Consider the following 25,998-nt stretch of genomic DNA (forward strand, 5'->3'; position numbering starts at 1 on the left):
CAGCCTCCCGGTGAATGGTCGTTCACTGGAGCATGCCCTGTATGACGCCCCGTGACCATCCCTTGGTGAGCAGTATCACCTGCATACCTACCCCCGGAGCCGGTCAGCTACCGGCCAGCGGGACGGCCGCGAACAGCGCGGCGAGGCCTTCGGCGTCCAGGAGGTCCGCGGGGCGGATCGTGCGGGCCGCCCTGACGTAGTGGAAGGCGGCGCTGACGCGTTCCAGGGGAACGTCCGCAAGAGCGGCCCACGCGACCCGGTACGCGGCGAGCTGGACGGCCACCTGGCGTTCTTCGTCGGGCGAAGGCGGGTGGCCCGTCTTCCAGTCGACGACCTCGTAGCCGTCTCCGTCGCGGAAGACCGCGTCCATGCGGCCGCGTACCAGGCGGTCGCCGATGATGGTCTCGAACGGCACCTCCACCTCGATCGGCTCGCGGGAGGCCCACTCGGACGCCTCGAAGCGCTCCTGGAGCCGGGAGATGTAGCCGTCGTCCTCCAGTTCGTCGTCGGCGGCGCCCAGCAGGTCCTCGGGGTCCAGGAGCCGCTGCTGGCCCCAGCGCGACTCCAGCCAGCGGTGGAAGGACGTGCCGCGCCGCGCGAAGGGCGCGGGCGGGCGCGGCATGGGGCGGCGGATCTGCGCGGCCAGCTCCGCCGGATCGCGCGCCAGCGCCACCAGGGACGTGACGGTCAGCTTGTCCGGCAGCTCCACCGTCAGGCCGTCCCCGCCGCGCCCCTTGTCGCGTTCGGCCAGCAGCAGTTCCACGTCGCGCGCCCACGCGACGAGCCTGCCGCGTTCGTCGCCGGTGAGGTCCCCGGTGGGCGTCCAGGGCACGAGGCGGCCGACGACGGCGTCGTGGACGAGCCGGGCGCCCTCCACGAGAGGGCCCTCGCCCAGCGGGGGCAGCGGCCACGTGCCGGTCTTCGGCTCGGCGAGCAGCGGGTTCTGCTCGTGCTCCTCCGGCGGGTCCGCCCAGCACAGGACGGTGTCCGCGCTCTCGCGGATCTCCGCCAGGAAGGGCGAGGCGACGAGCGGTTTGGACGCCGCGCCCCAGCGGTATCCCGTCGCGACGAGCAGGTGGCTGGCGCGCGTGACGGCCACGTACGCCAGGCGCCTCTCCTCGCGCACGTCGCGGTCCGAGCACGCCTGCTCGAACGCGGCGAGCTCGTCCTTGGACAGGCCGGTGAGCTCCGGGAGGTCGCGGCGGTCGCCGCGCAGCGGGAACGGGATCATGCGCGGGTTGGCCGTCCAGCGGGTGCCCGAGCCCGCCGGACGCGACGGGAAGACCGACCCGGTGCCGGGCCTGCCGTCCTTCTGCGGGGTGTACGACAGGCCCGGCACCACGACGACCTGCCACTCCAGGCCCTTGGAGGCGTGGACGGTCAGCAGCTTCACGCTGTCGCTCTCGCCGACCCGGCCCGCCGTGAGGCCGAACTCCTCGGACTCGGCGGCGGCCAGATAGGCCAGGAACGCGCCCAGCGTGGGCTCGTCGTGGTCGCCGGCGAAGGCCATGGCGGCGTCGATGAACGCGTCGAGGTCGGCGCGGGCGGTCACCGGGTCGAGGCCGGTGCGGGCGGCGACCTCGATGTCCAGGCCGAGCACCCGTTCGACCTCGGCGACCAGGTCGGGCAGCGGGAGCTGGGCCTGGCGGCGCAGCTGGCGCAGCTCGTCCCGCAGCCGCGTCAGGCGGCGCAGGCCCTCCTCGGAGTAGGCGTCGGCCGCGCCGAGGTCGTCCAGGGCGTCCACGAGACTGCCCTGCTCCTCGTTCAGCTCCCGGACGAGGCGGCCCAGCGGGTCGTCGGCGGCGGCCTCGGGCTCGGGAGCGGGCTCCGCGGGCTCCTCGCGGGTGATGTCGCGGCGGGCCTCGCTCGCCAGTTCCCGGGCGCGCCTGCCGAGGGCGACGAGGTCGCGCGGGCCGAGCCGCCAGCGCGGACCGGTGAGCAGCCGCGCCAGGGACGCGCCGGCCGTCGGGTCGTGCATGACGCGCAGGGTGGCCACGACGTCCTGGACCTCCGGGACGGTCAGCAGGCCGCCCAGCCCGACGACCTCCACGGGGATGTCGTGCTCTTCGAGCCGCTGGCGGAGCAGGGGGATCTGCGAACGCTTCCGAACGAGGACCGCGATGTCGGAGTACTTGAGCGCTCCGTCCTCCCACTCGCCTCCGTCGGGGGCGCGTTCGCTTCGCATCACCGCCTTCACGCGTTCGGCGATGCGTTCGGCCTCGTCCTCGATGGTCGCGAACAGCGCGCATTCCACCCGGCCGCGGCCCTCCTTGGACTCGGCGGGGCGCAGCGGAGAGACCTTGCGCATCTCGGCGCGCAGTTCCGTCTGGACGCGGGCGGCGGAATCCAGGATGCGTTCGCCGTTGCGGAAGCTGCGGGTCAGCTCGCGCATCGGCGAAGGACCGTCCGCGAGCGGGAAGTCCTCCGGGAAACCCAGAAGGTTGCCCGCCGACGCTCCACGCCACCCGTAGATGGACTGGCACGGGTCGCCCACCGCCGTCACGGGGTGACCGTCGCCGAACAGCGACTTCAGCAGGACGAGCTGCGCGTGGCTGGTGTCCTGGTATTCGTCCAGCAGCACGACCGCGTAACGCGACCGTTCGATCGCGGCGACCTCGGGATGGCGGGAGGCGATGCGGGCCGCCAGCGACATCTGGTCGCCGTGGTCGACGACCTCGCGACGCGCCTTCGCCCGCGCGTACGCCTCGATGAGGGGCAGCATCTGCTCGCGTACGGCCTGCTTGGCCAGGATGTCGCGCTGCTTGGCGATCGGCTTGTCCAGCAGCGCGAACTGCCCGTCCAGCCACCTTCCGACGCGCCGCACATCGTCCGGGGTGCGCAGATGCTCGGCCAGGTCGCCGGAAAGGTCGATGACGGCCCGCGTGACGGTGTCCGGGGACCAGTCGATCTCATCCATCGGGCCGTCGTAGGAGTCCACGGCGCGCGTGGCCATCTGCCAGGCGACCGCCGGGGAGATGAGCCGCATCGTCGGCTCCAGCCCCTCGCGCAGGGCGTGGTCGCCGAACAGGCGCGCGGCGTAGGAGTGGTAGGTGGAGACGGTCGGCTCGCCGTCGAGCAGCTCCGGCTCGATGAGGTCGGGGTGCTCGCGCAGCCCGTCCAGGCGCCTGCGCACACGGGAGGCCAGCTCGGCGGCGGCCTTGCGGGTGAACGTCAGGCCGAGCACCCGTTCGGGACGCACGAGGCGGTTGGCGACCAGCCACACCACGCGCGCGGCCATCGTCTCGGACTTGCCCGAGCCCGCGCCCGCCACCACCGCCATGGGCCCCGGCGGCGCCTGGATGACCACCGCCTGCTCCGGCGTCGGCTCGGGCAGGTCAAGGCGCCGGGCCAGCTCTGCCGGAGAGATCACCGGCCCACCTCACCGCCGTTCTCATGCACCGGGCAGCTGGACTGTACCGGGCACGTACGACAGTCGTCCCCCGCCTTGGCCTCGAACACCGGAGAGGCCATGCCCTCGGCCACGATCTCCACGAGCTTCTTGGGCCACATCGGATCGGTGTCCTCCGAAGGCGGGCCCTGCGCCTGCTCGCGGGCGCGGCGCGCGAAGGCCGCCTTGCCGACCTGCACGAGCTTGGCGCCGCCGGGCTCCAGCAGCCCGTGGCGGGCGAAGGCGCCGAGCATCACCGCGTACTGGTAGACGCCGAGCTGGGGATTGCGCGCCAGCTCGTCGGGCGGGACGGGCGTGCCGCCGGTCTTGATGTCGATGATGACGCCGCGCCCGTGCGCGTCGCGCTCCGCCCGGTCGATCCGCCCGCGGATGACGACCCGGCCCAGGTCCACCTTGAACGACTCCTCCAACGCGACGATCTCGTTGGGGTTCTCCCGGTGCCAGTCGAGGAACTTCTCGACCATCCTCCCGGCCTGCGTGCGCTGCTTCTCGCTGTACCAGGCGCTGCGGAAGTCCAGCTCCGACCAGATCTCGTCGAGGCGGCCGGCCAGATGCCTCTCGGTGACCTCCGGTACGGAGCCCGCGAGCTCGGCGACGGCGTGGATCACCTTGCCCATGACGCTGTACTCGCCGGGACCCCCCTCCCGCGCGCCGACGGCGGAGGTGAGCAGCCAGCGCAGCCCGCAGGTGGTGAACGTCTCGACCTGCGACGGGGAGATGACGACCTGCTCGTCCTCTCCGAAGGGCGCGTTCTCGGTGGACAGCGCGGTGATGGCGTACCAGTTCTCCGGGCGCGCGCCGCGCACCCCGGCGCGCGCCAGGCGGGCCAGGTGCGCGGCGGCCGCGCGGCGCAGCGCCTCGGGACGGCCCGGGTCCGTGATGGAGGAGCGCAGGTCGGCCACGAGCGCGGGCATGGACAGCCAGCGCTTCTTCTCGTCCAGCTGCGCCTCCTCGAGCGCGCCGGGCAGCAGCTCGTTGAGGAAGCGGGACGGGCGGTCCTCGGTGTCCTCTCCCCCGACGGCCGTGACGACCAGCCTTCGGCGGGCGCGCGTCACGGCGACGTAGAAGAGGCGGCGCTCCTCGGCCATCATCCGGGCCGCGATGGTCGCGCCCGAGACGGGGTCGAGGATGTCGGAGCCCTCCAGGAGCTCGTCGACGCCCAGCAGGGTGCCGCGCAGCCGCAGGTCGGGCCACAGGCCCTCCTGGACGCCCGTCACGACCACCACGTCCCACTCCAGGCCCTTGGCGCGGTGGGCGGTCAGCAGCCGGACCGTCTCGCCCTCGGGGGCGTGCTCGGCCAGGGAGTCCCCGGCGATCTCCTGGGCGGCGAGGTCCTCGGCGAACAGGACGGGACCGGCCTTGGGAAGCCGGTCCACGAACCGGGCGGCGCGGTCGAACAGCGAGACGACGGCGTCCAGGTCGCGGTCGGCGGCGGCCCCGCGCGCACCGCCTCGGCGGCTGTCGGCGAGCCAGCGGTCGGCGAGGCCGGACTGCTCCCACACCGCCCACAGGACGTCCTCGGCCGTCCCCTCGGTCTCCTTGGCCGTGCGGATGAGCGCGGCGACCCGTTCGGCGGGCGCCTTCACCTTCTCGTGGACGAACAGCAGCTCACGGGAGTCGTTGAGCGCCGCCACGAGTACCTCGTTGCCGGTGCGCGTGCCCTGCGCCATCTCCTCCAGGTCGCGCAGCGCGCGGCGGAGGCGGCGCATGCCGAGCGCGTCCGCGCCGCCGAGCGGGCCGGTCAGCAGCTCTTCCGCGACGACCTCATCGAGGTAACCGGGCTTGAGCGCGGCGAGGAGAATCATCATCAGCGGCCGCACGGCGGGCTCCGCGTACAGCGGCACGTCCTCGCCGAAGACCGTGACGGGCACACCGGCGTGCATGAGCGCGCGCCGCAGGGCCGGAACCTGGTTGATGGAGCGGATCAGCACCGCGCAGCGCGACCACGGCACGCCTTCCAGCAGGTGCGCGCGGCGGAGCTCGTCGGCGACGAGCGCCGCTTCCTGGCTCGCGGTGTCCGCGACGACGACGCGCACCTCGGGCGAGGACTTGTCGGTCTCCTCTTCCATGGTCTCGCGCGGGCCTTCGTCCGGCGTGACGAGCGCGCGATGCTCCGCGGGACCCGGAAGACGTCGCGCGACGCGCCGGGAGGCCTCCAGCAGCACCGGGCTCATCCGGCGGCACACCTGGAGGGAGACGGTCGGCGCGGGTGCTCCGTCCAGGCGCGGGAAGCGGGTGGGGAACTCCATGATCGCCCGTACGTCCGCGCCGCGGAAGCCGTAGATGGACTGGTCGGGGTCGCCCACCGCGACGAGGTCGCTCCCGCCTCCGGCGAGCTGTTGCAGCAGGCTCTCCTGCGCGGGGTCGGTGTCCTGGTACTCGTCGACGAACACCACGTCGTAGGCGCCGCGCTCCCGCTGGCGCACGTCCTCGTCCTGTGCGAGGAGCCCCGTGGCCTCGCGGATGATTTCCGCGTAGTCGTAGGAGGCCACCGGATCGAGGGCGAAGCGCTGCTCGTAGCGGTGCATGAAGTGCGCGACGGCCACCCAGTCGTCACGTCCGTTGAGACGCCCCAGCTCGTAAAGCCGCTGCGCGTCGATCCCGCGTTCGGCCGCGCGCAGAGTGAAGTCGCGAAGCTCCTCGGCGAAGCCCTTGGTGTTCAACGCCGGACGCAACCGCTCCGGCCAGTGCGCGATTCCGTCGTCGAGTTCACCCGCGAGCATGCGCCGCACTTCCAGCAACTGCTCGGGACCCGTCAGCAGCCGGGGCGGCTCCAGCTCCTCCAACACGGCCTGGCGCCGCAGCAACGCCCACGCATACGAGTGGAACGTCATCGCCAACGGCGACTTCGTCGTCACCCCCAGCCGTCCGGTGATGCGGTGCCGCAGCTCCTCGGACGCCTTGCGGCTGAACGTCAGCACGAGAATCCGCTCGGCGTCCGTCCCCCTGCGGGCGATCCTGTCGACGACCGCCTCGACGATCGTCGTCGTCTTCCCCGTCCCCGGCCCCGCGAGCACGAGCAGCGGACCGCTCGCGTGCTCCACCACCCGCCGCTGATGCTCGTCCAGAGCCGGAGGCTCCACGACGCCCACCGCACCGCTGCGGCGCACGAGACGATAGGGAGCACTGACCATTCTTGAGATTCAAGCGGAAGATCAGCGCTCCTCCGGCCATTGAGACGAGAAAGCGCGTGTGCTTCTACGCGGTGGCATCACGAACTTCGCTGTGTCACCACCGCGGTGACGGTCGTGTTCCGTCAGGTCACCGGTAGTACGGGACGGGCGGAGGTGCCGGTTGGGCGGGCCAGGACGGTGCCGCCATCGGGTGGGGCATCGCCATGGGATGCGGCACGTGCGGGGCGGGGGCGGGGGCGTTGAGCGCCTGGCACAGCGTCTCCGCGCGGGTCGTCAGGGGGTGTCCGGCGCCGAGCACCTTGGTGCAGTCGAGTTTCAGTGCCGTGGCGATGGCGTGGGCGCGGGGGAACTGGCCGACGGCCTGGTTGGTGAGGCCGAGAAGGAGGCGCGTCTCCAGCGTGTCGGGGTGCTCGTTGCCGAGGAGTCTTCCGCGGGCCGTCGCCGTCTCGTACGCGACGTTGAGCGCCTCGGGGTGGCGGCCGAGCGCGTGCAGCGCCCAGCCTTCGGTGTTGCGCGCCTCCTGCGTCTCGGTGTTCTCGGGACCGAGGATGCGGCTGCGGTCGCGGGCGACGCCCTGCGCGACGGGCAGCGCCTCGGAGGCGCGGCCGAGCGTGTAGAGGATTTTGGCGAGCAGCAGCCAGCTGCGCAGCGTCTTGGGGTTCTCCTGGCCGAACACGCGGGCCCTGCCCTGCGCGACCGTGCGCGCGACGCCCTCGGCCTCCTGCGCGCGGCCCGCCAGGTACAGCGCGGAGGCCAGGATGTTGCGGCTGCTGAGCGTGTCGGGGTGCTCGGGGCCCAGCAGCACGGCGCGGCCCTGCGACGCCTGCTCGGCGGCGGTCACCGCGTCGGCGAAACGCCCCTCGTGGCAGTAGCGGGCGGCGCGCTTGTTGAGCTGCTCGTACTCCTCGGCGGGCGAGGCCGCCGAGGGCGCGGGCGCGGGCGGGAGCGAGCCGCCCAGAGCCGCCTGCGCGCCCTCCACCGAGACGGCGGGGGCGCGGCGCTCGGCCTGGGCGGGCGCGCCGGAGACGTCGACGGCCTTCAGCCGGCGGATCACCTCGGCGGCGGTCGCGGGGCGCTGCGCGGGGTCCTTGGCGAGCATGTCGAGGACGAGCCGGTCGAGCTCCGGGGGGAGCGCCCCGTTGTGCGCCCTCGGTCCCTTCGGCGGGTACTTGAGGTGGCCCTGGACGAGCGCCTCCAGCCCCTCGTCGATCGGGAACGGCGGCTGGCCGGAGAACATCTCGTGGAACATGCCGCCGAGCAGGTAGATGTCGGTGCGCGCGTCGATGCCCTTGCCGAGGAACTGCTCGGGCGCCATGTAGACGGGGGTGCCCAGCACGCCGCTGCCCGTCAGGCCGGTCGCCGACGACAGGTGCTTGGCGATGCCGAAGTCGCACAGCTTGGCGCGGCCGCCCTCCACGACCATGACGTTCGCGGGCTTGAGGTCGCGGTGCACGATGCCCTGGTCGTGGGCGGCGCCCAGCGCGTCGGTGATCTGGACCGCCAGGTCCACGGCCTGGCCGAGCGGCAGCCCCCCGGGCCGCTCCTCCAGGAGCTTGTGCAGGTCGCGCCCGTTGAGCAGCTCCATCACCAGGTACAGGACGTTGTTGTCCACGTCGATGTCGTGGACGACCGTGATGCCCGGGTGCTGCAGGGTGGCCGCCAGCCGCGCCTCGCGCAGGAAGCGGGTGACCCCCTCGGGATCCTGCTCGGGTGCCTGCGGCAGCACCTTCACCGCGACCTTGCGCTCCAGCCGGGTGTCGACGGCCAGGTAGACCTGGCCCATGCCCCCCTTGCCGATCTGCCCCTCGAGCTGGTAACGCCCGCCGAGCACGACAGCTTCGCTCACTCCCGTTCTCCTCCCGTGTTGCCCGCATAATCCCACTTTCGAGGTCTTTCGTGGTCTCGATTACCGTCCGTCTGACCGGACAAGGCATCATTCGCAGGACAGGCGCCTTCTCTCCCACCCCCGCAAGGAGGAACCCCCATGGCCGGGTCCTGTGTGGTCGCTCTCGACGTGGGCGGTACCCGGATGAAGGCCGGGCTGGTCGGCGAGGGCGCCCGGGTGATCACCGAGCGGCTCTACGACACCGGCCGCGAGGACGGTCCCGCCGCGGTGACCGAGCGGCTCGTCGGCGTGGTCCGCCAGCTCGTCGACGGCGCCCGCGAGCGCGGCCTGCGGCCGTCCGGGGCGGGCGTCGTCATCCCCGGGATCATCGACGAGGGCACCGGCGTGGTGCGCTCCTCGGCCAACATCGGCTGGCGCGACTTCCCGCTGCGCCGCCACCTGGCCCAGCACACCGAGCTGCCCGTGGCGATCGGCCACGACGTGCGGGCCGGCGGCCTGGCCGAGTCGGTGCTGGGCGCCGGACGCGGCGAGCGCGACCTGCTCTTCCTGGCGCTGGGCACCGGGATCGCCGGCGCCATGATCATGGACGGGCGGCCGTTCAGCGGCGGCGGCTACGGCGGCGAGATCGGCCACATGCCCCTGGAGTCCGACGGCCACCCCTGCGGCTGCGGTTCCCGCGGCTGCCTGGAGACCGTCGCCTCCGCCTCCGCCGTCGGCCGCCGCTACTCCGAACGGTCCGGCGGGCCGGCCACCGCCCGCGACGTCGCCGAGCGCGTCGAGGCCGGCGAGCCCCTGGCCCGCCAGGTCTGGCAGGAGGCCGTCGACGCCCTGACCACCGCGCTGCTGACCTACATGACGATCTGCGCCCCCACCCAGATCGTCATCGGCGGCGGCCTCGCCCAGAGCGGCGAGACCCTCCTGGCGCCCCTGCGCGCCGCCGTGACGGAACGTGCCACCTACCACCGCCCCGTCCGCATCGTCCGCGCCGAGCTCGGCGACCGCGCCGGCCTCCTGGGCGCCGCCCTCCTCGGCCGCGACGCCTGAGAGCGCCGGCCCGGGGGCGACCCCCGGACCCCCGGAACGCGACAGCCGATCCTCGCTTCGCCGCGGTCGAGCGGCCGCCGGTACATTGGGGGAATGTCCGGGCCTCCGTCGTGGTTGTGCCCAGACGTAAAGCGCCCCATTGACCAGGAGTGAACCGTGTCACTGCCACCGCTGGTAGAGCCCGCGGCCGAGCTGACCCGTGACGAGGTCAACCGCTACTCGCGGCACCTCATCATCCCCGACGTCGGGATGACCGGGCAGAAGCGACTGAAGAACGCCAAGGTGCTCTGCGTCGGCGCGGGCGGCCTCGGCTCCCCCGCCCTGCTCTACCTGGCCGCGGCCGGGGTCGGCACGCTGGGCATCATCGACTTCGACATCGTCGACGAGTCCAACCTGCAGCGCCAGATCATCCACCGCCAGTCCTCCCTGGGCGTGGCCAAGGCCGAGTCGGCGGCGGCGACGGTCCGCGAGGTCAACCCGCTGATCGACGTCAAGGTGCACAACACCGCGCTCGACCGGGACAACGTGCTGGAGATCTTCTCCCAGTACGACCTGATCCTCGACGGCACCGACAACTTCGCCACCCGCTACATGGTCAACGACGCGGCCGTGCTGCTGGGCAAGCCGTACGTGTGGGGCTCGATCTACCGCTTCGACGGCCAGGCCAGCGTGTTCTGGGCCGAGCACGGCCCCTGCTACCGCTGCCTCTACCCCGAGCCCCCGCCCCCCGGCATGGTCCCCTCCTGCGCCGAGGGCGGCGTCCTGGGCGTGCTGTGCGCGTCCATCGGCTCCATCCAGACCACCGAGGCCATCAAGCTCCTCGCGGGCATCGGCGACCCGCTGGTCGGCCGCCTGATGATCTACGACGCACTGGAGATGACCTACCGCCAGGTCAAGGTCCGCAAGGACCCCGAGTGCCCGCTGTGCGGCAAGAACCCGACGATCACCGAGCTGATGGAGGACTACGAGGCCTTCTGCGGCGCGGTGTCCGAGGAGGCCTCCGAGGCCGCCCAGGACTCCACCATCACGGTCACCGAGCTCAAGGCGATGCAGGACGGCGGCGAGGACATCTTCCTCATCGACGTCCGCGAGCCCAACGAGTACGAGATCGTCTCCATCCCGGGCGCCACGCTCATCCCCAAGGGCGAGTTCCTCAACGGCAACGCCCTCGCCGGGCTCCCCCAGGACAAGAAGATCGTCCTGCACTGCAAGTCCGGCGTCCGCTCCGCCGAGGCCCTGGCCGTCGTGAAGAACGCCGGCTTCGCCGACGCCGTCCACGTCGGCGGCGGCATCCTCGCCTGGATCCGCCAGATCGACCCCAGCCAGCCCACCTACTGACGGCCGGCCCGGTTCGACGCGAAGGCCCCGGAACCCATGGGTTCCGGGGCCTTCGCGCGTTCCCGCGCGATTCCACTCCGCCCTCCGGATCAGGTGAGGGGCTGGCGGACGATCTGCTGGAGGGTCTCGACGTAGGACTTGAAGGCCTTGCGGCCGGGGTCGGTGAGCTTCAGCCAGGTGCGGGGGCGTTTGCCCACGTGGCCCTTGCGGATCTCGACGTAGCCGGCGGCCTCCAGGGCGGAGGCGTGCTTGGACAGGACCGAGTCGCTGATCTCCAGGCTGTCGCGGACGAAGGCGAACTCCGCTTCGACCGTGGCGGCCAGGAGGGACATGATCTGCAGGCGGACGGGCGCGTGGATCACGGGGTCGAGGTTCACTTCGCGAGCCTGCCCTTGCTGTAGCGCAGGACGAGGTGCTCCATGGGGCGGGTGGTGGCGCCCAGGAGGAGCATGGCGGCGCCGCCTGCGAGCGCCTTGCGCCAGGGCTCGTCCAGGCCGTCCGCGAGGGTGTGGACGCCGTAGGCCGCCGCCGCTCCGAGCAGCGCCCAGGCCGCGAAGACGAGCAGGGCGGGAGGGCTCCAGGTCCGCAGCGTCCACCGCACCCGGCTCCGCTGGAGCATCAGGGCCACCAGCGCGCCGAAACCGGCGGCGACCGCCAGTGCGCACAGCGCGCTCAGCAGGGAGTTCTCGAAGTCCATGCTGATCCTGAGGAAGGTCACCAGAGCCACGCAGCCCGGCACGTACCACAGCGGCAGGTACTGCTCGCCGTACGCCTTCTGCTGCGTCCGCTCGATCTCCGCGAGCGCCTCGGCCGGGTCGTACTCGGTCATCCTCATCCCTTCGCAGACACTTTCCGCTAAGGAAAGTACTTTCCACTTTCCGGAACGTCAAGTACTTTCCAGAACGTGGGAAGGAGAGCGCCTGCGGCGGAGAGGGACGAGGGCGCCGCGGCTACTCCGGCTCGGCCTTCGCGCCGAGCGGGGCGTTCACGGGGGCCGGGCCGCGGGGGCGGGCCCGCCAGGGCCAGTGGCCTTCCAGCTCGAGGGTGAGGGAGAAGCTGAGGAAGGTGCGGACGAGGACGATGGCGGCGAGGACGCCGACGCTGGTGAAGGTCGGGGAGACCGCGACGGTGCGGATGATGTCGCCGGCGACCAGGAACTCCAGGCCCAGCAGGATCGCGCGGCCCAGGCCCTGGCGGTAGGAGCGGTAGGAGGCGGAGAGGTCCGCGCGGCGCAGCGAGCGGCGGAGGAACAGCGTCGTCGTCAGCACGCCGCCGACCACGATGACCAGCACGCCGGCCAAGTCGACCGCCTTGCCCGCGTTCTCGACCAGTTCCTCGAACTGCACGGCGTCCCCCTGAGCACGGTTTCAAGCGGTCACCTGTCCGCTTTTCCGGCCCGGAGCCGTTTCATGCGCCCCAGGACGAGGAGCCTTTCCCGCCTTCCGGCCAGGCGGCCTTCCGGCCAGGCGGCGTCTCACGCTCCGCGACTCACGGCCTACGCCTCACGGCCTGCGTCTCACGCCCCACGTCTCATCGGCGTCTCAGCTCGGCGTCTCACGCCCCGCGTCTCATCGGCGTCTCACGTTCGATGTCTCACGCTCCGCCCTTCGAGCGGCGGCGGGCCACGAGGTGGTTGACGAGCCAGAGGAGGACGCCGATGGCCACGAGGACGGCGGCGCGGAGGTAGACCTCGGCCTCGCGGCCGGTCAGGGGGGAGGCCAGGACCAGGCAGACGACGGCGCCCACGGCGGGCATCCAGGCGGGGGCGTGGAAGTGGTCGTGCTCGACGCGGTCGCGGCGCAGGACGAGCACGCAGACGTTCACCAGGGCGAAGACCAGCAGGAGGAGCAGGACCGTGGTGTCGGCGAGGCCGCCGATGTCGCCGGTGCTCACCAGCACCACCGCGATGGCGACGGTGAACAGGATGGCCGGCCAGGGGGTGGCGCGGCGGGCGTGCACCATGCCGAAGACGGCGGGGACGATGCCCTCCTGGGCCATGCCGTACACCAGCCGGGAGGCCATGATCATGTTGATGAGGGCGGTGTTGCCGACGGCCAGCAGCGCGATCAGCGCGAACAGCTTCGGCGGGAAGGACAGCCCCGCGACCTTCACCACCTCCAGCAGCGGCCCGGTGGAGGTCTCCAGGGTGCGGGTGTCGACCAGCATCGTGGCGGTGAAGGCCACCGCCATGTAGATGAGCACGGCGACGGCGAGCCCGCCGAACAGCGCGCGCGGGAAGTCGCGCTGCGGGTCCTTGGCCTCCTCGGCGAGGTTCACTGAGTCCTCGAAGCCGATCAGCGCGTAGAAGGCGAGCGCCGTCCCGCCCAGCACGCCCAGGACCGCCCCGTCGGCGCCGTCGAACTCCAGTGCCCGCCCGGGGTCGCCGTCGCCCTGCAGCAGCGCCCAGATCCCGATCGCGACGATCACCAGCAGCCCGAAGGCCTCGATCACGGTGAGCACCACGTTCACCCGCACCGACTCGGAGATGCCCGCGAAGTTCACCAGCGTCACGATCGCCAGGAAGCCCAGCGCGCCCACGATCGTCGGCAGCGTGACGAACTCCGCCAGGTAGCGCCCGCCGAACGCCCGCGCGGCCGCGCTCGCCGAGGTGACGCCGCTCATCATCACCGTGAACGCCACCATGAACGTCAGGAACGGGATGCCGAACGCCTGGTTGGTGTAGAGCGCGGCGCCCGCGGCCCTGGGGTACTTGCCGACCAGTTCGGCGTACGCCGTCGCGGTCAGCGAGGCGAGCACGAACGCCACGAGGAACGGCAGCCAGATCGCCCCGCCGACCTTCCCCGCGACCTGCCCGACCAGCGCGTAGATGCCCGCGCCGAGGATGTCGCCGATCACGAAGAGCAGCAGCACCCTGCGCCCGATGACCCGTTTGAGCCCGCCGACCGGGATCCGCCCTTCGATGATCGCTTCTTCCATCCCGCCCCCACTCACCGCTCGTCCGCCGGCGGGGACCGTGCCGCACGGTCCCCGCCGCCACCCGGAGGATCAACCCTAAGCGACACCTCTGTCACGGCGGGTCGCAAACGCGCATCCTGTGGAGACCGGATGGCCCGGCGGGCGGCGGGAGGCGAGAATGGGCCGCGTGAAGGACGGCGAGGAGTACGTGGAGCTGGTGCTGGGGCTGGTGGAGCGCATCCCCGCGGGGCGCGTCATGACGTACGGGGACGTCGCCGAGTACCTCGGCGCCGGCGGGCCCCGGCAGGTGGGCCGGGTGATGTCGCTGCAGGGGGGCGGCGTGCCGTGGTGGCGGGTGATCCGCGCGGACGGGCGGATGCTGCCCGGTCACGAGGCGCGGGCGCGGGCCGCCTACGCGCGGGAGGGGACGCCGCTGCGCGGGGAGGACCGCGTCGACCTGCGCAGGGCCCGGTGGGAGGGCCTGCTGCCGGGCGACGAGCGGTGAGGCGCGCAGCGGCGTGACCTTCAGACGGCGGCCGGTTCGCGGGTCGCGGCGGGTTCGTCCTCCTCGCGGATGCCGTAGCGGGCGTACAGGCGCCTGAGGGGGCCGGGCGCCCACCAGTTGGCGGCGCCCAGCAGCCGCATGGTGGCGGGCACGAGCAGCACCCGGATGATCGTGGCGTCCACCACGACGGCGATGAACATGCCGACGCCGGTGAGCTTCATGAACGTGATGCCGGAGGTGGCGAACGCCCCCACCACGACGACGAACAGCAGCGCGGCGCTGGTGATGATCGAGCCGGTGCGCTGCAGGCCGGTCGCGACCGCGGTGGTGTTGTCGCCGGTCAGGTCGTACTGCTCGCGGACGCGGGAGAGCAGGAAGACCTCGTAGTCCATGGAGATGCCGAACAACATGGCGAGCATGAGGATCGGCATGGCGGGCGCGATGTCCCCGGTGACGGTGAAGTCCAGCAGGCCGGCGAAGTGGCCGTCCTGGAAGATCCAGACGATCGCCCCGAACGTCGCGGCCAGCGACAGCACGTTCATCAGGATCGCCTTGATCGGCAGCACGACCGAGCCGAACGCCAGGAAGAGCAGGACGAACGTGGCGATGCCGACGAACAGCACGAGCGGCAGCAGGTTGTCGGCGAGGCTGTCGAGCTGGTCCTCCAGGACCGCGGTGGCGCCGCCGACGTGCGTCTCGCCGGGCGCGGGCACCGCCCGCACCTCGCGCACCAGCTCCCGCGTCGCGGAGGAGTAGGGGTCGCCGTCGTAGGTGAGCCGGATGCGGGTGAGGTCGCCGGACCTCCCGACGATCGCCCCGCCGGTCACGCCCTCGATCCGCAGGAGCGAGGCGAGGTACTGCTCGGCGGGCGCGCCCTCCACGGAGATCTCGATGGGATCGACGTTGCCGCGCGGGAAGTCGGCGGCGAGCGCCTCGGCGACGACGCGGCTCTCGGTGCCCTCGGGCAGCACCCGGGTGTCGACGCCGCCCCAGTTGATGCGCAGGAACGGCGAGCCGAGCACCAGCAGCAGCGCCACGATCGCCAGGCTCACCACGACCGGCCGCCGCATGACGGCCTGGGCGACGCGCCGCCAGCGGTCGCCGCCGCCGTCCCGCCCGGTTTTCCTGGCCCGGCGCGAGCGCACCTTCGGCCCCAGGACGGCCAGCAGCGCGGGGAGCACCACCACGGCCGCGAGCATCGCCACCAGCACGGTCGCGACGCCGCCCATGCCCATGGACCGCAGGAAGATCTGGTCGAACAGGAGCAGCCCGGCCAGTGAGACCGCGACGGTCACACCGGACACCATGACGGTGCGCCCGGCGGTGCCCATCATGCGCACGACCGCCGTCTCGACGTCGCCGTCCGCGCGCTCCAGCTCCTCCCGGAACCGCCACACCATGAACAGCCCGTAGTCGATGGCCAGGCCCATGCCGAGGAAGGTGGTGATGCTGATGGAGAAGGTGGAGATCTCGGTGAAGTACGACAGGACGTGCAGGGCGGTGAAGGAGCCGAGGATGGCCACGCCGCCGATGACCAGCGGCAGGGAGGCCGCGACCAGCCCGCCGAAGACGATCAGCAGCAGGACCAGCAGGACCGGCAGGGAGATCGTCTCGGCGAAGGCGATGTCGGAGGAGACCTGGGAGTTGATGGCGTCCTCGGTGACGATGTTCCCGCCGAGCCGCGCCTCGAGGCCCTCGACGCCGCGCAGCAGCGGTTCGAGTTCGGCGAAGGCGTCGGTGCGGTCCTGCGGGGTCTCCCCCGCCAGGTTGAGGACCGCGTAGGTGGCCGTCCGGTCTCGGCTCACGAACTGCGGAGAGCCGGTGGACCAGTAGGTGGCGGAGCTGACGACCACGTCCTCGGGCAGCGCGGCCAGGGACGAGGTCACCGCCTCTTTGACGGCGGGGTCGTCGGCGTTCCCGGAGTACAGGACGACGACGTCGGGCTCGGAGCGGCCGAAGCCGTCCTCGATCCGCTGGGCCGCCTGATGGCTGTCGCTGCCGGGGGTGTCGAAGCCGCCCGCCGTGGTGAGCGCGCCGAACACCCCCGTCCCCCAGGCGCCGAAGAACACGACGGCGGCCAGGGAGAGCCAGAGGATGAGCTTGCGTCGTCGGTGGACGAGCCGCCCCCAGGTCTCGAACATCCTCGATCCCTTCGTGACTGTGGATAACTTTGGTTAATGCCGTTTACTTAACGTACGGTGTTAACGTTCCCGCGACGGGGCGGTACCGTCAATGCGAGACAGGTCACATCAGGAGGAGCACGAGTGAGCGGGGCAAGGCGGGAACGGCAGCGGGCCGCGACCATCGCGGAGATCAGCCGGACCGCCCGGAGGCTGCTGGTCGAGGACGGCATCGAGGCCGTCACCCTGCGGGCGATCGCCCGGGAGATGGGCATGACGGCGCCCGCGCTCTACCGCTACTTCGCCAACCGCGACGAACTGCTGCGGCACCTGGCCGGCGACCTGTACGGCGACCTCACCGACTTCCTCGCCGCCCGGCTGGAGGAGGTCGCCGGGGACGGCATCGAGGCGCGGTTCCGCGCCGCGGGACACGGCTTCCGCCGCTGGTCCCTGAACCACCCCCGCGAGTACGGCATGATCTTCGGGACGCCCCTCCCCCCGCCCGGCGCCCCCGGCGCCCCCGGCGAGGACGGCGCGCACGTCCACGACCACGCCGACGAGTGCGGCGCCCGGTTCGGCATGTTCTTCATGGCGCTCTTCACCGAGCTGTGGGCCCAGAGGCCCTTCCCCGTGCCGGCCGACGAGGAGATCGCCCCCGGCCTGCGCGCCCAGCTCGCCGAGTACCGCGACCACATGGGCATCGCCCTGCCCCTGGGCTGCATCCTGGTCTACCTGCAGTGCTGGGTCCTGCTGCAGGGCGCGGTCAGCCTGGAGGTCTTCGGCCACGTGCAGTTCGCCCTGGCCGACCCCGAGCCGCTCTTCGCCCTCTCCCTCGACGACATCGCCCGCCGCCTGGGCTTCTAGGCGGACCGGCGGGGGGACCTGCCCTTGCCGCCCTTCTTCTCCTTCTCCGCGGGGCGCGCCGCCTCCGCGCGGCTCTTCTTGGCGGCCTCGACGCTGGCGCGCAGCGCGGCCAGCAGGTCGGTGGCGGCGGGCTGCTCGGCCGCGGCGGGCTGGACGACCTCGCGGCCCTCGGCCTTGGCCTCGATGACGTCCAGGAGCGCCTCGCGGTAGACGTCCTTGTACTCGTCGGGGTGGAAGTCGGCCTGCATGCTCTCGATCAGCGAGGTCGCCATGGCCAGCTCCTGCGGCCGGACGTCGATCTTCTCGGTGAGGAAGGGGAAGTCGGCGGTGCGGATCTCGTCCGGCCAGAGCATGGTCTCCAGGACGAAGACGCCCTCCCGGACCCGCAGGGTGGCCAGCGCCTCCCGCGAGCGCAGCGCGACCTTCACCACCGCCACCTGGCCGGACCCGGCCAGCGCGTCCCGTAGCAGCACGTAGGGCTTGGTGCCCATCCTGTCGGGTTCCAGGTAGTAGGTCTTGTTGAAGTAGATCGGATCGACCTGCTCCATCGGGGTGAACTGCAGCACCTCGATCCGGTGGGACGTGGTCAGCGGCAGGTCGGCCAGGTCCTCGTCCGTCAGCACGACCATCTCGCCGGTGGGCAGCTCATACCCCTTGGCGAGGTCGGCGAACGGCACCTCCTGCCCGCAGACCTGGCAGACGCGCCGGTACCTGATCCGCCCGCCGTCCTCCCGGTGCACCTGGTGGAAGGCGACGTCGCGCTGCTCGGTCGCCGCGTACAGCTTCACCGGGATGGTGACCAGACCGAAGGAGACGGCGCCTTTCCAGATGCTGCGCATATCCGGCCCGTACCCCGCGGGGGTGGGTTCGATTCAGACAACGGGGTACGAACAGCACCGTGGACATGATCGAACCCATGCTGGCCGTCTCCGGCGGGCTGCCCGAGGATCCGGAGAACTGGGCGCTGGAGCTCAAGTGGGACGGCGTGCGCGCGCTGGCCGAGGTGGGCCCCGAGGGCGTGCGCGTGTTCGCGCGCCGCGGCGTGCCGATCACCTCCACCTACCCCGAGCTCGGGGCGCTGGCCGACCTCCTGGCCGGGCATGTCGATCCGGGGGACGACCCCCGGGCCCCCGAAGGCCGGCCCGGCCGGCCCTCGCTTCGCTCCGGCCCGCCGGGCCGGACCCTCCTGGACGGGGAGATCGTCGCGTTCGAGGAGGGCAGGCCGTCCTTCGAGCGGCTGCAGCGGCGCATGCACGTGCCGCATCCGGACCGGCGGCTGCTGCGGTCCGTGCCGGTCAGGTACGTGGTGTTCGACCTGCTGGAGCTGGACGGCATGTCGCTGCTCGACCTGCCCTACGTCCAGCGCCGCGCCCTGCTGCAGGACCTGGATCTGGCCGCGGGCCCGGTCGAGGTGCCGCCCTACCTGCCGGCCTCCGACCGCGAGCAGGTGCGGGAGCTGCTGGACTACACCGCGCGGGAGCGGCTGGAGGGCCTGATCGCCAAGCGGCTGGACTCGCGCTACCAGCCCGGCAGGCGCGCGGACGCCTGGCAGAAGATCAAGAACTTCCGCTCCCAGGAGGTCGTGGTCGTCGGCTGGCGGCCCGGCCAGGGCCGCCGGGAGGGCACCCTGGGCTCGCTGCTGCTGGGCGTGCACGACCGGGGGCGCCTGCGGTACGCCGGACACGTCGGCACGGGCTTCGACGACGCCGCCCTGGACGACCTCATGGCCCGCCTCAGGCCGCTGGAGCGCCGCACCTGGCCGTGCGAGGGCACCCCGCCCTGGGAGGTCTCCAGGGACGCCCACTGGGTCGAGCCGGTGCTCGTCGGCGAGGTCGCCTTCACCGAGTGGACCGCCGACGGCCGTGTGCGCCACCCCTCCTGGCGCGGCCTCCGCTCGGACAAGGCGCCCGAAGAGACGTCCCCGCACGAAGGAGTCGCATGACCCGGAGCGACCGCGTCGACGTCCGCGTGGACGGCCGCACGCTGACGCTGTCCAACCTCGACAAGCCGATGTTCCCGGAGTTCACCAAGGGCGAGGTGATCGACTACTACACCCGGATCGCCCCTGTCCTGCTGCCGCACCTCCGGGACCGCCCCCTGACCCGCATCCGCTTCCCCGAGGGGGTGGGGGCGCTGCGCTTCTACGAGAAGAACGCGCCCAAGGGCACTCCCGAGTGGGTGCGCACGGAGCGGATCGAGACGCCCGGGGGCCAGCAGGAGGCGCTGGACTTCGTCGTGGTGGACGACCTCCCCACGCTCGTGTGGTGCGCGAACCTCGCGGCGCTGGAGCTGCACGTCCCGCAGTGGCGGATCAGCGAGGGCAGGCCCGACCTCATGGTCTTCGACCTCGACCCGGGCGCGCCCGCGACGTTCACCGAGGCGTGCGTGGTGGGCCTGCTGCTGCGGGAGCTGCTGGCCGGCGACGGGCTCACCGCCTACCCCAAGAGCAGCGGCAAGAAGGGCCTGCACCTGTACGTGCCGGTCGAGGACCTGGACACCTCCGCGTACGCCAAGAAGGCGGCCAACCGGCTGGCGGACGAGTACGGGCGGCTGGTCACCGCCAAGATGGAGCGCAGGCTGCGCACCGGCAAGGTCTTCGTCGACTGGTCGCAGAACTCCCCCTCCAAGACGACCGTCGCCCCTTATTCGCTGCGCGCCCTGGAAGAACCGTCCGTCTCCACTCCGTTGACCTGGGAGGAGGTGGAGGAAGGACGGGCGGTGCGGTTCGGCCCGCGGCAGGTGCTGGAGCGGGTGGACGAGCACGGCGATCTGCTGGCGCCCCTGCTGGGCCGGGAGAGGCCGGAGTGAGCGAAGGGGCGCGGCGGGGGTAGGAGAGCAACCGATCCCCGCGATATCGAGATCACATGGGAGGCTGTCATGGGCGATCTGAAAAAATTCGAAGAGGCCCCGTTCCAGGAGGCTCCGCGAGAGGATGTCCTGGAACAGCAGGAGGAGCAGACCCCCGAGGCCGAGGAGGCTCCGGACAGGGACGCTCCCGTGCCGCTGGAGGCCGACGAGGCCGACACGGCAGAGCAGCGCCTTGAGGTTCGGCTCGACGAGGACGAGTACCGCTGAACCTCAGGTAGGTGACCAGCGAGGTTACTGGCGCGTAGGATGATGGGATTGGGCAGCGGCACAGCAAAAGCCGCTCAAGTTTGTTCCAGTAGCCAAGAGGAGCATGGTCGTGACCGCTACTCCGGACGCCCGGCCCCGAGGCACCCGGTTGCCGCGGATGGCCCGCCGGCGCCAGTTGCTCGGCGCCGCGCAGGAGGTCTTCGTCGCACAGGGTTACCACGCCGCCGCGATGGACGAGATCGCCGAGCGCGCCGGAGTCAGCAAGCCCGTGCTCTACCAGCACTTCCCGGGCAAGCTCGAGCTCTACCTGGCCCTGCTGGACGAGCACGCCGAAGGGTTGGTCACCACGGTCCGCGACGCGCTGGCCTCCACCAACGACAACAAGCTCCGGGTGCAGGCCAGCATGCAGGCCTTCTACGACTTCGTGTCCGGCGACGGCGAGGCCTACCGGCTGGTCTTCGAGTCCGACCTGCGCAACGTCGCGCAGGTGCGGGCCCGGGTGGAGCGCGCCAACCACAAGTGCGCCGAGATGATCGCCAAGGTGATCCAGGAGGACACCAAGGCGACCGTCGACGAGGCCTACCTGCTGGGCATGGGCCTGGTCGGCATGGCCGAGGTCAGCGCCCGCTACTGGCTCTCCCAGCAGAAGTCCATCCCCAAGGACACCGCGGAGAACGTCATCGCCCGGCTCGCCTGGCGGGGCATCTCGGGGTTCCCGCGCACCGGCGCCTGAGCGGCGGGCGCCGCCGCCGGGCCGCTCAGCGGCCCAGCTTGGCGCGGAAGTCCGGGGCCATCAGGTCCAGCAGCATGCGGTAGGGCACGAGCTCCTCGGTGCGGCGGCAGCCCGGGGAGTACCGGTCCCCGGCGCCGCTCTCCGCCAGCCGGAGAGCGGCCCGCATGCCCTTGCGCACGAACGCCGGCTCCAGGACGCGCTCCAGGTTGGCGGCGGTCAGCTCCAGCGGCCCCTCGGCGAAGCAGTCGCGGGGGTCCTCGGCCACCTTCATGATCCGCCGGTTCAGCTCGGGCAGCGAGTCCTCGGGGAAGATCCGGGACGGGGTGACCTCCGTGCCGGTCGCGAGGTCGACGGTGACGGCGAACCGGCTGGTGAACTCCTCGGTGCTCTCCGCCTCCGGCCCGGGCCGCGCCGAGAAGGCGTAGGTCACCGACATCAGGCCCGCGGACCGGAAGCCGAGCGAGGACCGCACCCTGATCCGGCCCCCCGCCAGGCCCGGCCTGGTCTGGCGCAGCAGCGTGTCCACCCGGGCGCGCAGCGCGGCGTCGATCCTGCCGTCCAGCGCGGCGGGCAGGCCGGTCACGGTGGCGATCCTGACCCGCTCCCCGGGCGCCTCCTCCTCCACGAACACCACCTCGGCCATGGCGGCCTGCCGCGTCTTCGGCGGCGCCGCGGCCGGGGAGCGGTCCTCCCGGGCGTTCTCGGAGGCCGACTGGAGGAACACCCCGCCCGCCACGATCGCCGCCAGCCCCGCGGCGCCGCACACCAGCGCGGTCCTGCCCGTGAAGAACCGCCGCCCGGCGCCTCCGACGACCGGGTACGCCCCCGTTCCCGCCATGGCGGCGGCCAGCCCCGAGAGGGAGGCCAGGCCGCGGCTCTCCCAGGCGCGGCCGTAGGCGCGGCGGGCGGTCTTCTCCACGTCGGACACGAACGCCAGGGCGTCCAGGGGGCGCTGGGCGGGGAACTTGGCGAGGCCGCGCAGGGCCAGGGGGCGCAGTGCCTTGGGCAGCCGCTCGGTGGGGGGCGCGGCGCTCTGGTGCAGCTGCTGGAGCTCGGTCTCGGTGGCCGCCTGGTAGGGCGGGGCGCCCGTCAGGCACTCGAAGAGGACGCAGGTCGCCGCGTAGAGGTCCGTGGCGGGGTTGGCGGGCGCGCCCGTCCACTGCTCGGGGGCGCGGTAGGCGGGGGTCCCGTCCCGTCCGGCGTCCTCCTCCCCGGCCGGGAGCGCCTTTCCGCCGAAGCCGACCAGCACGGCTGTCCCGTCCGGCCGGAGGATGACGTTCGCGGGCTTGCAGTCGCGGTGCGGCACCCCTGCGGCGTGCGCGGCGGCCAGGCCCAGCAGCAGCTGCCGGAACAGCACCAGGGCCGCCCTGGGCTCCAGCGCCACCCGGGCGGCGAGCACCGCGTCCAGGGCGTACCCCTCGACCACCTCCATGATCAGCGCGCCGCCGGCCCCGCCGAGCTCCGGCTCGTACCCGTGGATCCGCGCCAGGTGGGGGTCGGCCACCCGCGCCAGCGCCGCCGCGTCGCGCTCCAGCGTGTCCGCCGCCCGGGCCAGGTACTTGACGGCGCGCAGGCCGCCCCCTCGCCGCTCCGACGCCAGCACCACCCGTCCCTGGGCGCCCCCGCCCAGATCGCGGAGCTCGTCGTAGCCGGGAACCTGCCAGTCCATGCACGCCCTCAAGATGTCGGGAAGATCGGTTGAGGCGACCATTGTCCTGAAAAACCAGGCCCGTTGTGCCAGGGATCGCAGGTCCGGTACCCGACGGAAAAAGACGGAGAAACCCCTGCCGAGCCGAGCTTCCCTGACGAAGGCGGATCCCCTGCGAGGGCTCGGAACTTTCTGCTATGGCGAGGAACGACCGACAGCCGGTAGACTGTGTTGCAGAGTGTGACCGCGCACTCGTGACGCGCACCGACGCCCACCCAGGCGCCCACCCCGCGCGCCGCCGCGGTCCGCCCCAGAACAAAGTAACGACGGCTGGTCCCTCCCGCGCGAGCGCGCGGCCGCAACGAACGGGCCTTGCTGCGCCGCGCTCCTTCACGGCGCCTCTCGGGCAGACCTCGCCGCCCAGAACTACGGAGGCTGAACGTCCTGACTACCTTCACCGAACTCGGGGTCATCCCCGAAATAGCCGACGCCCTCGCGACCGAGGGCATCACCTCGCCCTTCCCCATCCAGGCCCTGGCGCTGCCGATCGCGCTCGGCGGCCAGGACATCATCGGCCAGGCCCGCACGGGCACCGGCAAGACCCTCGCCTTCGGCATCCCGCTGCTGCAGCGGATCACCCACGGCGGCAAGGCCCCCCGCGGCCTGGTCGTCGTCCCGACCCGCGAGCTGGCGATCCAGGTCCACGACGACCTGGTGCTGGCCGGCGGCAAGCTCGGCACCCGCGTCCTGGCGGTGTACGGCGGGCGCGCCTACGAGCCCCAGATCGAGGCGCTGCGCGACGGCGTCGACATCGTCGTGGGCACCCCGGGCCGCATGCTCGACCTGGTCAAGCAGCGCCACCTCGACCTCTCGCAGGTCTCGGCCCTGGTGCTGGACGAGGCCGACCGCATGCTCGACCTGGGCTTCCTGCCCGACATCGAGCGCATCGTCGCCAAGGTGCCCGAGAAGCGGCAGACCATGCTCTTCTCGGCGACCATGCCGGGCGAGATCATGGGCCTGTCCCGGCGCTACCTCACCCGGCCCACCAACGTGCGGGCCGAGGCGCACGCCGAGTCCGAGGCCCAGCCCAAGGTGGTCCAGCACGTCTGGCAGGCCCACCAGATGGACAAGCCGGAGATGGTGGCGCGCATCCTGCAGGCCGAGGGCCGCGGGCTGACCATGGTCTTCTGCCAGACCAAGCGCACCTGCGACCGGCTGGCCACCGACCTGGCCGGACGCGGCTTCGCCGTCGCGGCCGTCCACGGCGACCTCGGCCAGGGCCAGCGCGAGCGGGCGCTGCGCGCGTTCCGCCACGGCAAGATCGACGTGCTGATCGCCACCGACGTCGCGGCCCGCGGGCTGGACATCGACGACGTCACGCACGTGATCAACTACGAGTGCCCCGAGGACGACAAGGCGCACGTGCACCGGATCGGCCGCACCGGCCGGGCCGGCCACGAGGGCATCGCGGTCACCCTGGTCGACTGGTCGGACCTCCAGCGCTGGAAGCTGATCAACAAGGCGCTCGGCCTGGACTTCGCCGACCCGCAGGAGACCTACTCCACCTCCGACCACCTCTACGAGGCGCTGGACATCCCCAAGGGCGTCAAGGGCACCCTGCCCAAGGAGCAGCGCGAGCGCGAGGGGCTGGCCGCCGAGGAGCTCGAGGACATCGGCGAGACCGGCCGCATCCGCACGCCCAAGTCCCGCCCCCGGGAGACCGAGCGCGCCGAGCGCCCGGCGCGCCGCCGCGAGCGCTCCCGGACCCGCACCCGCCGCGGCGTCCCCGTCGACAAGGACGGCACGTCCGAGGCCGCCGAGGCCCCGGCCGCCGCCGGAGCCGGGGAGGGCCGCACCGCCTCGGCCGCGCCCGCCCAGACCGCGTCCGCCGAGGGCGCTCCCCGCAGGCGCACCCGTACCCGCACGCGCACCCGTCGCCCCGCCGAGGGCGCCGAGGCGGCGGCCCCGGAGGGCGCGACCCCCGAGACCGCCTGAGCCGCACGACCGTCGATCCGCTTGGTCCCCGCGATCAGGCGGATCTTCCGTTGGTCCCCGCGATCAGACGGATCCGCCGCTGATGCCCGTGATCAGCCGGATCCGCCGCTGATCTCCATGATCAGGCGGATCCGCCGTTGCCGCGCAGTTCCAGGGCGGTGCGCGGGTGGTCGGTGACCACCATCGCGACGCGGGGATCGGCCAGGTAGCGGCGCAGGGCGCGCGGCGCGTTGACCGTCCACAGCATCGCCGGGACGCCCGCGCGGGCGCAGCGCTCCAGGACGCCCAGGCCGACCAGCCGGTGGTCCAGCGCCACCCAGTCGGCGCCGCAGGCGCGGATGCGCGCCACCGGCCCGAGGTCGGCCGCGAAGCCCGGATGCCACGGCGGGCGCCCCACCGACAGGGCGCAGCGCACGCCGGGCGCCAGCTCCTTGGCCCGCGCGACGGAGCGGTCGTACCGGGTGGTGAAGAGGTAGGAGTCCTCCCCGCCCGCGCCGAAGACCTCCGCTGCCAGGGCGAGGACGTCGGCCTCGTAGCCGGGCTCCTTCAGGTCCAGATGCGCGCGGGCGCGCCCCCGCACCGCCCGCAGCGCGTCCACGAGCCGGTAGTGGTCCTCCCCCCGCGGGGGATCATGCCGCACGACCAGCTCGCCGCCCGCCGACCGCCGAATGTCCAGTTCCACATAGTGAGCGCCGCTCTCCAGGGCACGAGCCAGCGCGGCCACCTCGTCGCCGCCGTCACGACGATGCGCCGAGACCAGGGTTTCAGCGGGTTTCATAGAAATTTCCCTACGATACGGCAAGAAATCCCGACCATTCACGGCCTTCGCTCCCTTTGTCCATACCGAGAAACACTCTCAGTGGCGAAAAGAGAACGCTAAGTTAGGGACGTGAAGCTCGTGGTGCAGGTGAAGCTCCTCCCGGACGAGGCCACCGCGGTGGCCCTGCGGGAGACTCTGCACGCCTGCAACCGGGCCGCCGACCAAGCCTCCCGGCGCGCGTTCGAGGCCGGTGTCCAGGCCAAGCAAGCGCTTCAGCGGCTGATGTACGGGGAAGTGAAGGCGATGGGTCTGTCCGCCCAGTCGGCCCTCCATGTGATCCGCAAAGTCGCCGGGGCCTACGCCGCCTTGAAAGCGAACCTGAAAGCCGGTGACTACAGCCCGGTGGGCTCCAGGCGTCGCCGGGCGGTGGAGTCCAAACCGGTCCGCTTCCGCAAGGACGCCGCCCAGCCGTTCGACGACCGCTGCCTGTCCTGGCAGCCAGATGCCCGTACCGTCTCGATCTGGACCGTCTGCGGCCGCGTGAAGAACATCGCGTTCGAGTGCTCGCCGGCCCGGTGGAAGATGCTCACCGAGTACCGGCGCGGGGAGTC

At 72.3% G+C, this 25,998-nt stretch carries 20 protein-coding genes and 1 pseudogene; 10 read left to right on the plus strand and 11 right to left on the minus strand.

Features of this window, described 5'->3' with window-relative positions; genetic code table 11:
• Positions 1–103 precede the first annotated feature (103 nt).
• The 3 genes from ABD140_RS12055 to ABD140_RS12065 all read right to left on the minus strand — a co-directional run bounded on the left by ABD140_RS12055 (position 104) and on the right by ABD140_RS12065 (position 8,389).
• Entirely contained in the window at positions 104–3,370 is a 3,267-nt protein-coding gene (locus tag ABD140_RS12055) for an ATP-dependent helicase (protein WP_344239924.1), read from the minus strand.
• Positions 3,367–6,543: an ATP-dependent helicase gene (locus tag ABD140_RS12060; RefSeq protein WP_344239926.1), complete on the minus strand. Its 3,177-nt coding sequence runs from the start codon at positions 6,541–6,543 to the stop codon at positions 3,367–3,369. Before ABD140_RS12060 ends, ABD140_RS12055 begins: the two co-directional genes overlap by 4 nt.
• A 127-nt stretch (positions 6,544–6,670) precedes the next feature.
• Entirely contained in the window at positions 6,671–8,389 is a 1,719-nt protein-coding gene (locus ABD140_RS12065) for a serine/threonine-protein kinase (RefSeq protein ID WP_344239928.1), read from the minus strand.
• A gap of 138 nt (positions 8,390–8,527) precedes the next feature.
• Here ABD140_RS12065 and ABD140_RS12070 point away from each other — a divergent pair, with 138 nt between their 5' ends.
• Positions 8,528–9,433, plus strand: a complete 906-nt coding sequence (locus ABD140_RS12070; RefSeq protein WP_344239930.1) for an ROK family protein — start codon at positions 8,528–8,530, stop codon at positions 9,431–9,433.
• Between the two features lie 156 nt (positions 9,434–9,589).
• A complete protein-coding gene (gene moeZ / locus ABD140_RS12075; protein ID WP_344239932.1) occupies positions 9,590–10,771 on the plus strand; it encodes an adenylyltransferase/sulfurtransferase MoeZ in 1,182 nt (393 codons plus the stop codon).
• A gap of 89 nt (positions 10,772–10,860) precedes the next feature.
• Here moeZ and ABD140_RS12080 read toward each other — a convergent pair whose 3' ends face one another.
• The 4 genes from ABD140_RS12080 to ABD140_RS12095 form a co-directional block, all read right to left on the minus strand.
• The gene (locus ABD140_RS12080) at positions 10,861–11,148 is read right to left on the minus strand and encodes a winged helix-turn-helix domain-containing protein (RefSeq protein ID WP_344239934.1); all 288 of its coding nucleotides are present in this window, start codon (positions 11,146–11,148) and stop codon (positions 10,861–10,863) included.
• Entirely contained in the window at positions 11,145–11,600 is a 456-nt protein-coding gene (locus ABD140_RS12085; protein WP_344239936.1) for a hypothetical protein, read from the minus strand. Before ABD140_RS12085 ends, ABD140_RS12080 begins: the two co-directional genes overlap by 4 nt.
• 121 nt (positions 11,601–11,721) lie before the next feature.
• Positions 11,722–12,117 (minus strand): DUF1622 domain-containing protein, encoded by a 396-nt coding sequence (locus tag ABD140_RS12090; protein ID WP_344239938.1) that lies wholly within the window; start codon positions 12,115–12,117, stop codon positions 11,722–11,724.
• 247 nt (positions 12,118–12,364) lie between these two features.
• Positions 12,365–13,708: an APC family permease gene (locus ABD140_RS12095; RefSeq protein WP_344239940.1), complete on the minus strand. Its 1,344-nt coding sequence runs from the start codon at positions 13,706–13,708 to the stop codon at positions 12,365–12,367.
• A gap of 157 nt (positions 13,709–13,865) precedes the next feature.
• Here ABD140_RS12095 and ABD140_RS12100 point away from each other — a divergent pair, with 157 nt between their 5' ends.
• Positions 13,866–14,192 carry an MGMT family protein gene (locus ABD140_RS12100; RefSeq protein ID WP_344239942.1) on the plus strand — a complete coding sequence of 109 codons (327 nt, stop codon included), beginning with the start codon at positions 13,866–13,868 and terminating at the stop codon, positions 14,190–14,192.
• Between the two features lie 20 nt (positions 14,193–14,212).
• Here the strand turns inward: ABD140_RS12100 and ABD140_RS12105 are convergent, their stop codons facing one another.
• The gene (locus tag ABD140_RS12105; protein ID WP_344239944.1) at positions 14,213–16,333 is read right to left on the minus strand and encodes an MMPL family transporter; all 2,121 of its coding nucleotides are present in this window, start codon (positions 16,331–16,333) and stop codon (positions 14,213–14,215) included.
• 123 nt (positions 16,334–16,456) lie between these two features.
• Between ABD140_RS12105 and ABD140_RS12110 the strand changes: the two genes are divergently transcribed.
• Complete coding sequence (locus tag ABD140_RS12110; RefSeq protein WP_344239946.1) at positions 16,457–17,176, plus strand: TetR/AcrR family transcriptional regulator; 720 nt, start codon at positions 16,457–16,459, stop codon at positions 17,174–17,176.
• On the opposite strand, the gene ku is transcribed toward ABD140_RS12110, so the two are convergent.
• Entirely contained in the window at positions 17,173–18,015 is an 843-nt protein-coding gene (gene ku, locus ABD140_RS12115; protein WP_344239948.1) for a non-homologous end joining protein Ku, read from the minus strand. The two genes, ABD140_RS12110 and ku, sit on opposite strands and share 4 nt — an antisense overlap.
• Before the next feature lie 65 nt (positions 18,016–18,080).
• Here ku and ligD (ABD140_RS12120) point away from each other — a divergent pair, with 65 nt between their 5' ends.
• The 4 genes from ligD (ABD140_RS12120) (at position 18,081) to ABD140_RS12135 (ending at position 20,984) form a co-directional block, all read left to right on the plus strand.
• On the plus strand, positions 18,081–19,118 hold the full coding sequence (gene ligD / locus ABD140_RS12120) for a non-homologous end-joining DNA ligase (RefSeq protein WP_344239986.1): 1,038 nt from the start codon (positions 18,081–18,083) through the stop codon (positions 19,116–19,118).
• The gene (ligD, locus tag ABD140_RS12125; RefSeq protein ID WP_344239950.1) at positions 19,115–19,984 is read left to right on the plus strand and encodes a non-homologous end-joining DNA ligase; all 870 of its coding nucleotides are present in this window, start codon (positions 19,115–19,117) and stop codon (positions 19,982–19,984) included. The genes ligD (ABD140_RS12120) and ligD (ABD140_RS12125) overlap by 4 nt, the downstream gene beginning before the upstream one ends.
• A 69-nt stretch (positions 19,985–20,053) precedes the next feature.
• On the plus strand, positions 20,054–20,251 hold the full coding sequence (locus tag ABD140_RS12130) for a hypothetical protein (protein ID WP_344239952.1): 198 nt from the start codon (positions 20,054–20,056) through the stop codon (positions 20,249–20,251).
• A gap of 109 nt (positions 20,252–20,360) precedes the next feature.
• Positions 20,361–20,984 (plus strand): TetR/AcrR family transcriptional regulator, encoded by a 624-nt coding sequence (locus ABD140_RS12135; RefSeq protein WP_344239954.1) that lies wholly within the window; start codon positions 20,361–20,363, stop codon positions 20,982–20,984.
• Positions 20,985–21,009: 25 nt separating this feature from the next.
• Here the strand turns inward: ABD140_RS12135 and ABD140_RS12140 are convergent, their stop codons facing one another.
• The gene (locus tag ABD140_RS12140) at positions 21,010–22,653 is read right to left on the minus strand and encodes a serine/threonine-protein kinase (RefSeq protein WP_344239956.1); all 1,644 of its coding nucleotides are present in this window, start codon (positions 22,651–22,653) and stop codon (positions 21,010–21,012) included.
• 351 nt (positions 22,654–23,004) lie between these two features.
• On the opposite strand from ABD140_RS12140, the gene ABD140_RS12145 reads away from it, so the two are divergent.
• The gene (locus ABD140_RS12145) at positions 23,005–24,627 is read left to right on the plus strand and encodes a DEAD/DEAH box helicase (protein ID WP_425544109.1); all 1,623 of its coding nucleotides are present in this window, start codon (positions 23,005–23,007) and stop codon (positions 24,625–24,627) included.
• Between the two features lie 121 nt (positions 24,628–24,748).
• Here ABD140_RS12145 and ABD140_RS12150 read toward each other — a convergent pair whose 3' ends face one another.
• Positions 24,749–25,405, minus strand: coding sequence for a glycerophosphodiester phosphodiesterase (locus ABD140_RS12150; protein WP_344239958.1), 657 nt, complete (start codon positions 25,403–25,405; stop codon positions 24,749–24,751).
• Between the two features lie 111 nt (positions 25,406–25,516).
• On the opposite strand from ABD140_RS12150, the pseudogene ABD140_RS12155 reads away from it, so the two are divergent.
• A pseudogene (locus tag ABD140_RS12155) lies at positions 25,517–25,998 on the plus strand (RNA-guided endonuclease TnpB family protein); the annotation flags it as partial.

The sequence above is a fragment of the Actinocorallia libanotica genome (genome assembly GCF_039525175.1).
GTDB classification, from domain to species: domain Bacteria; phylum Actinomycetota; class Actinomycetes; order Streptosporangiales; family Streptosporangiaceae; genus Actinocorallia; species Actinocorallia libanotica.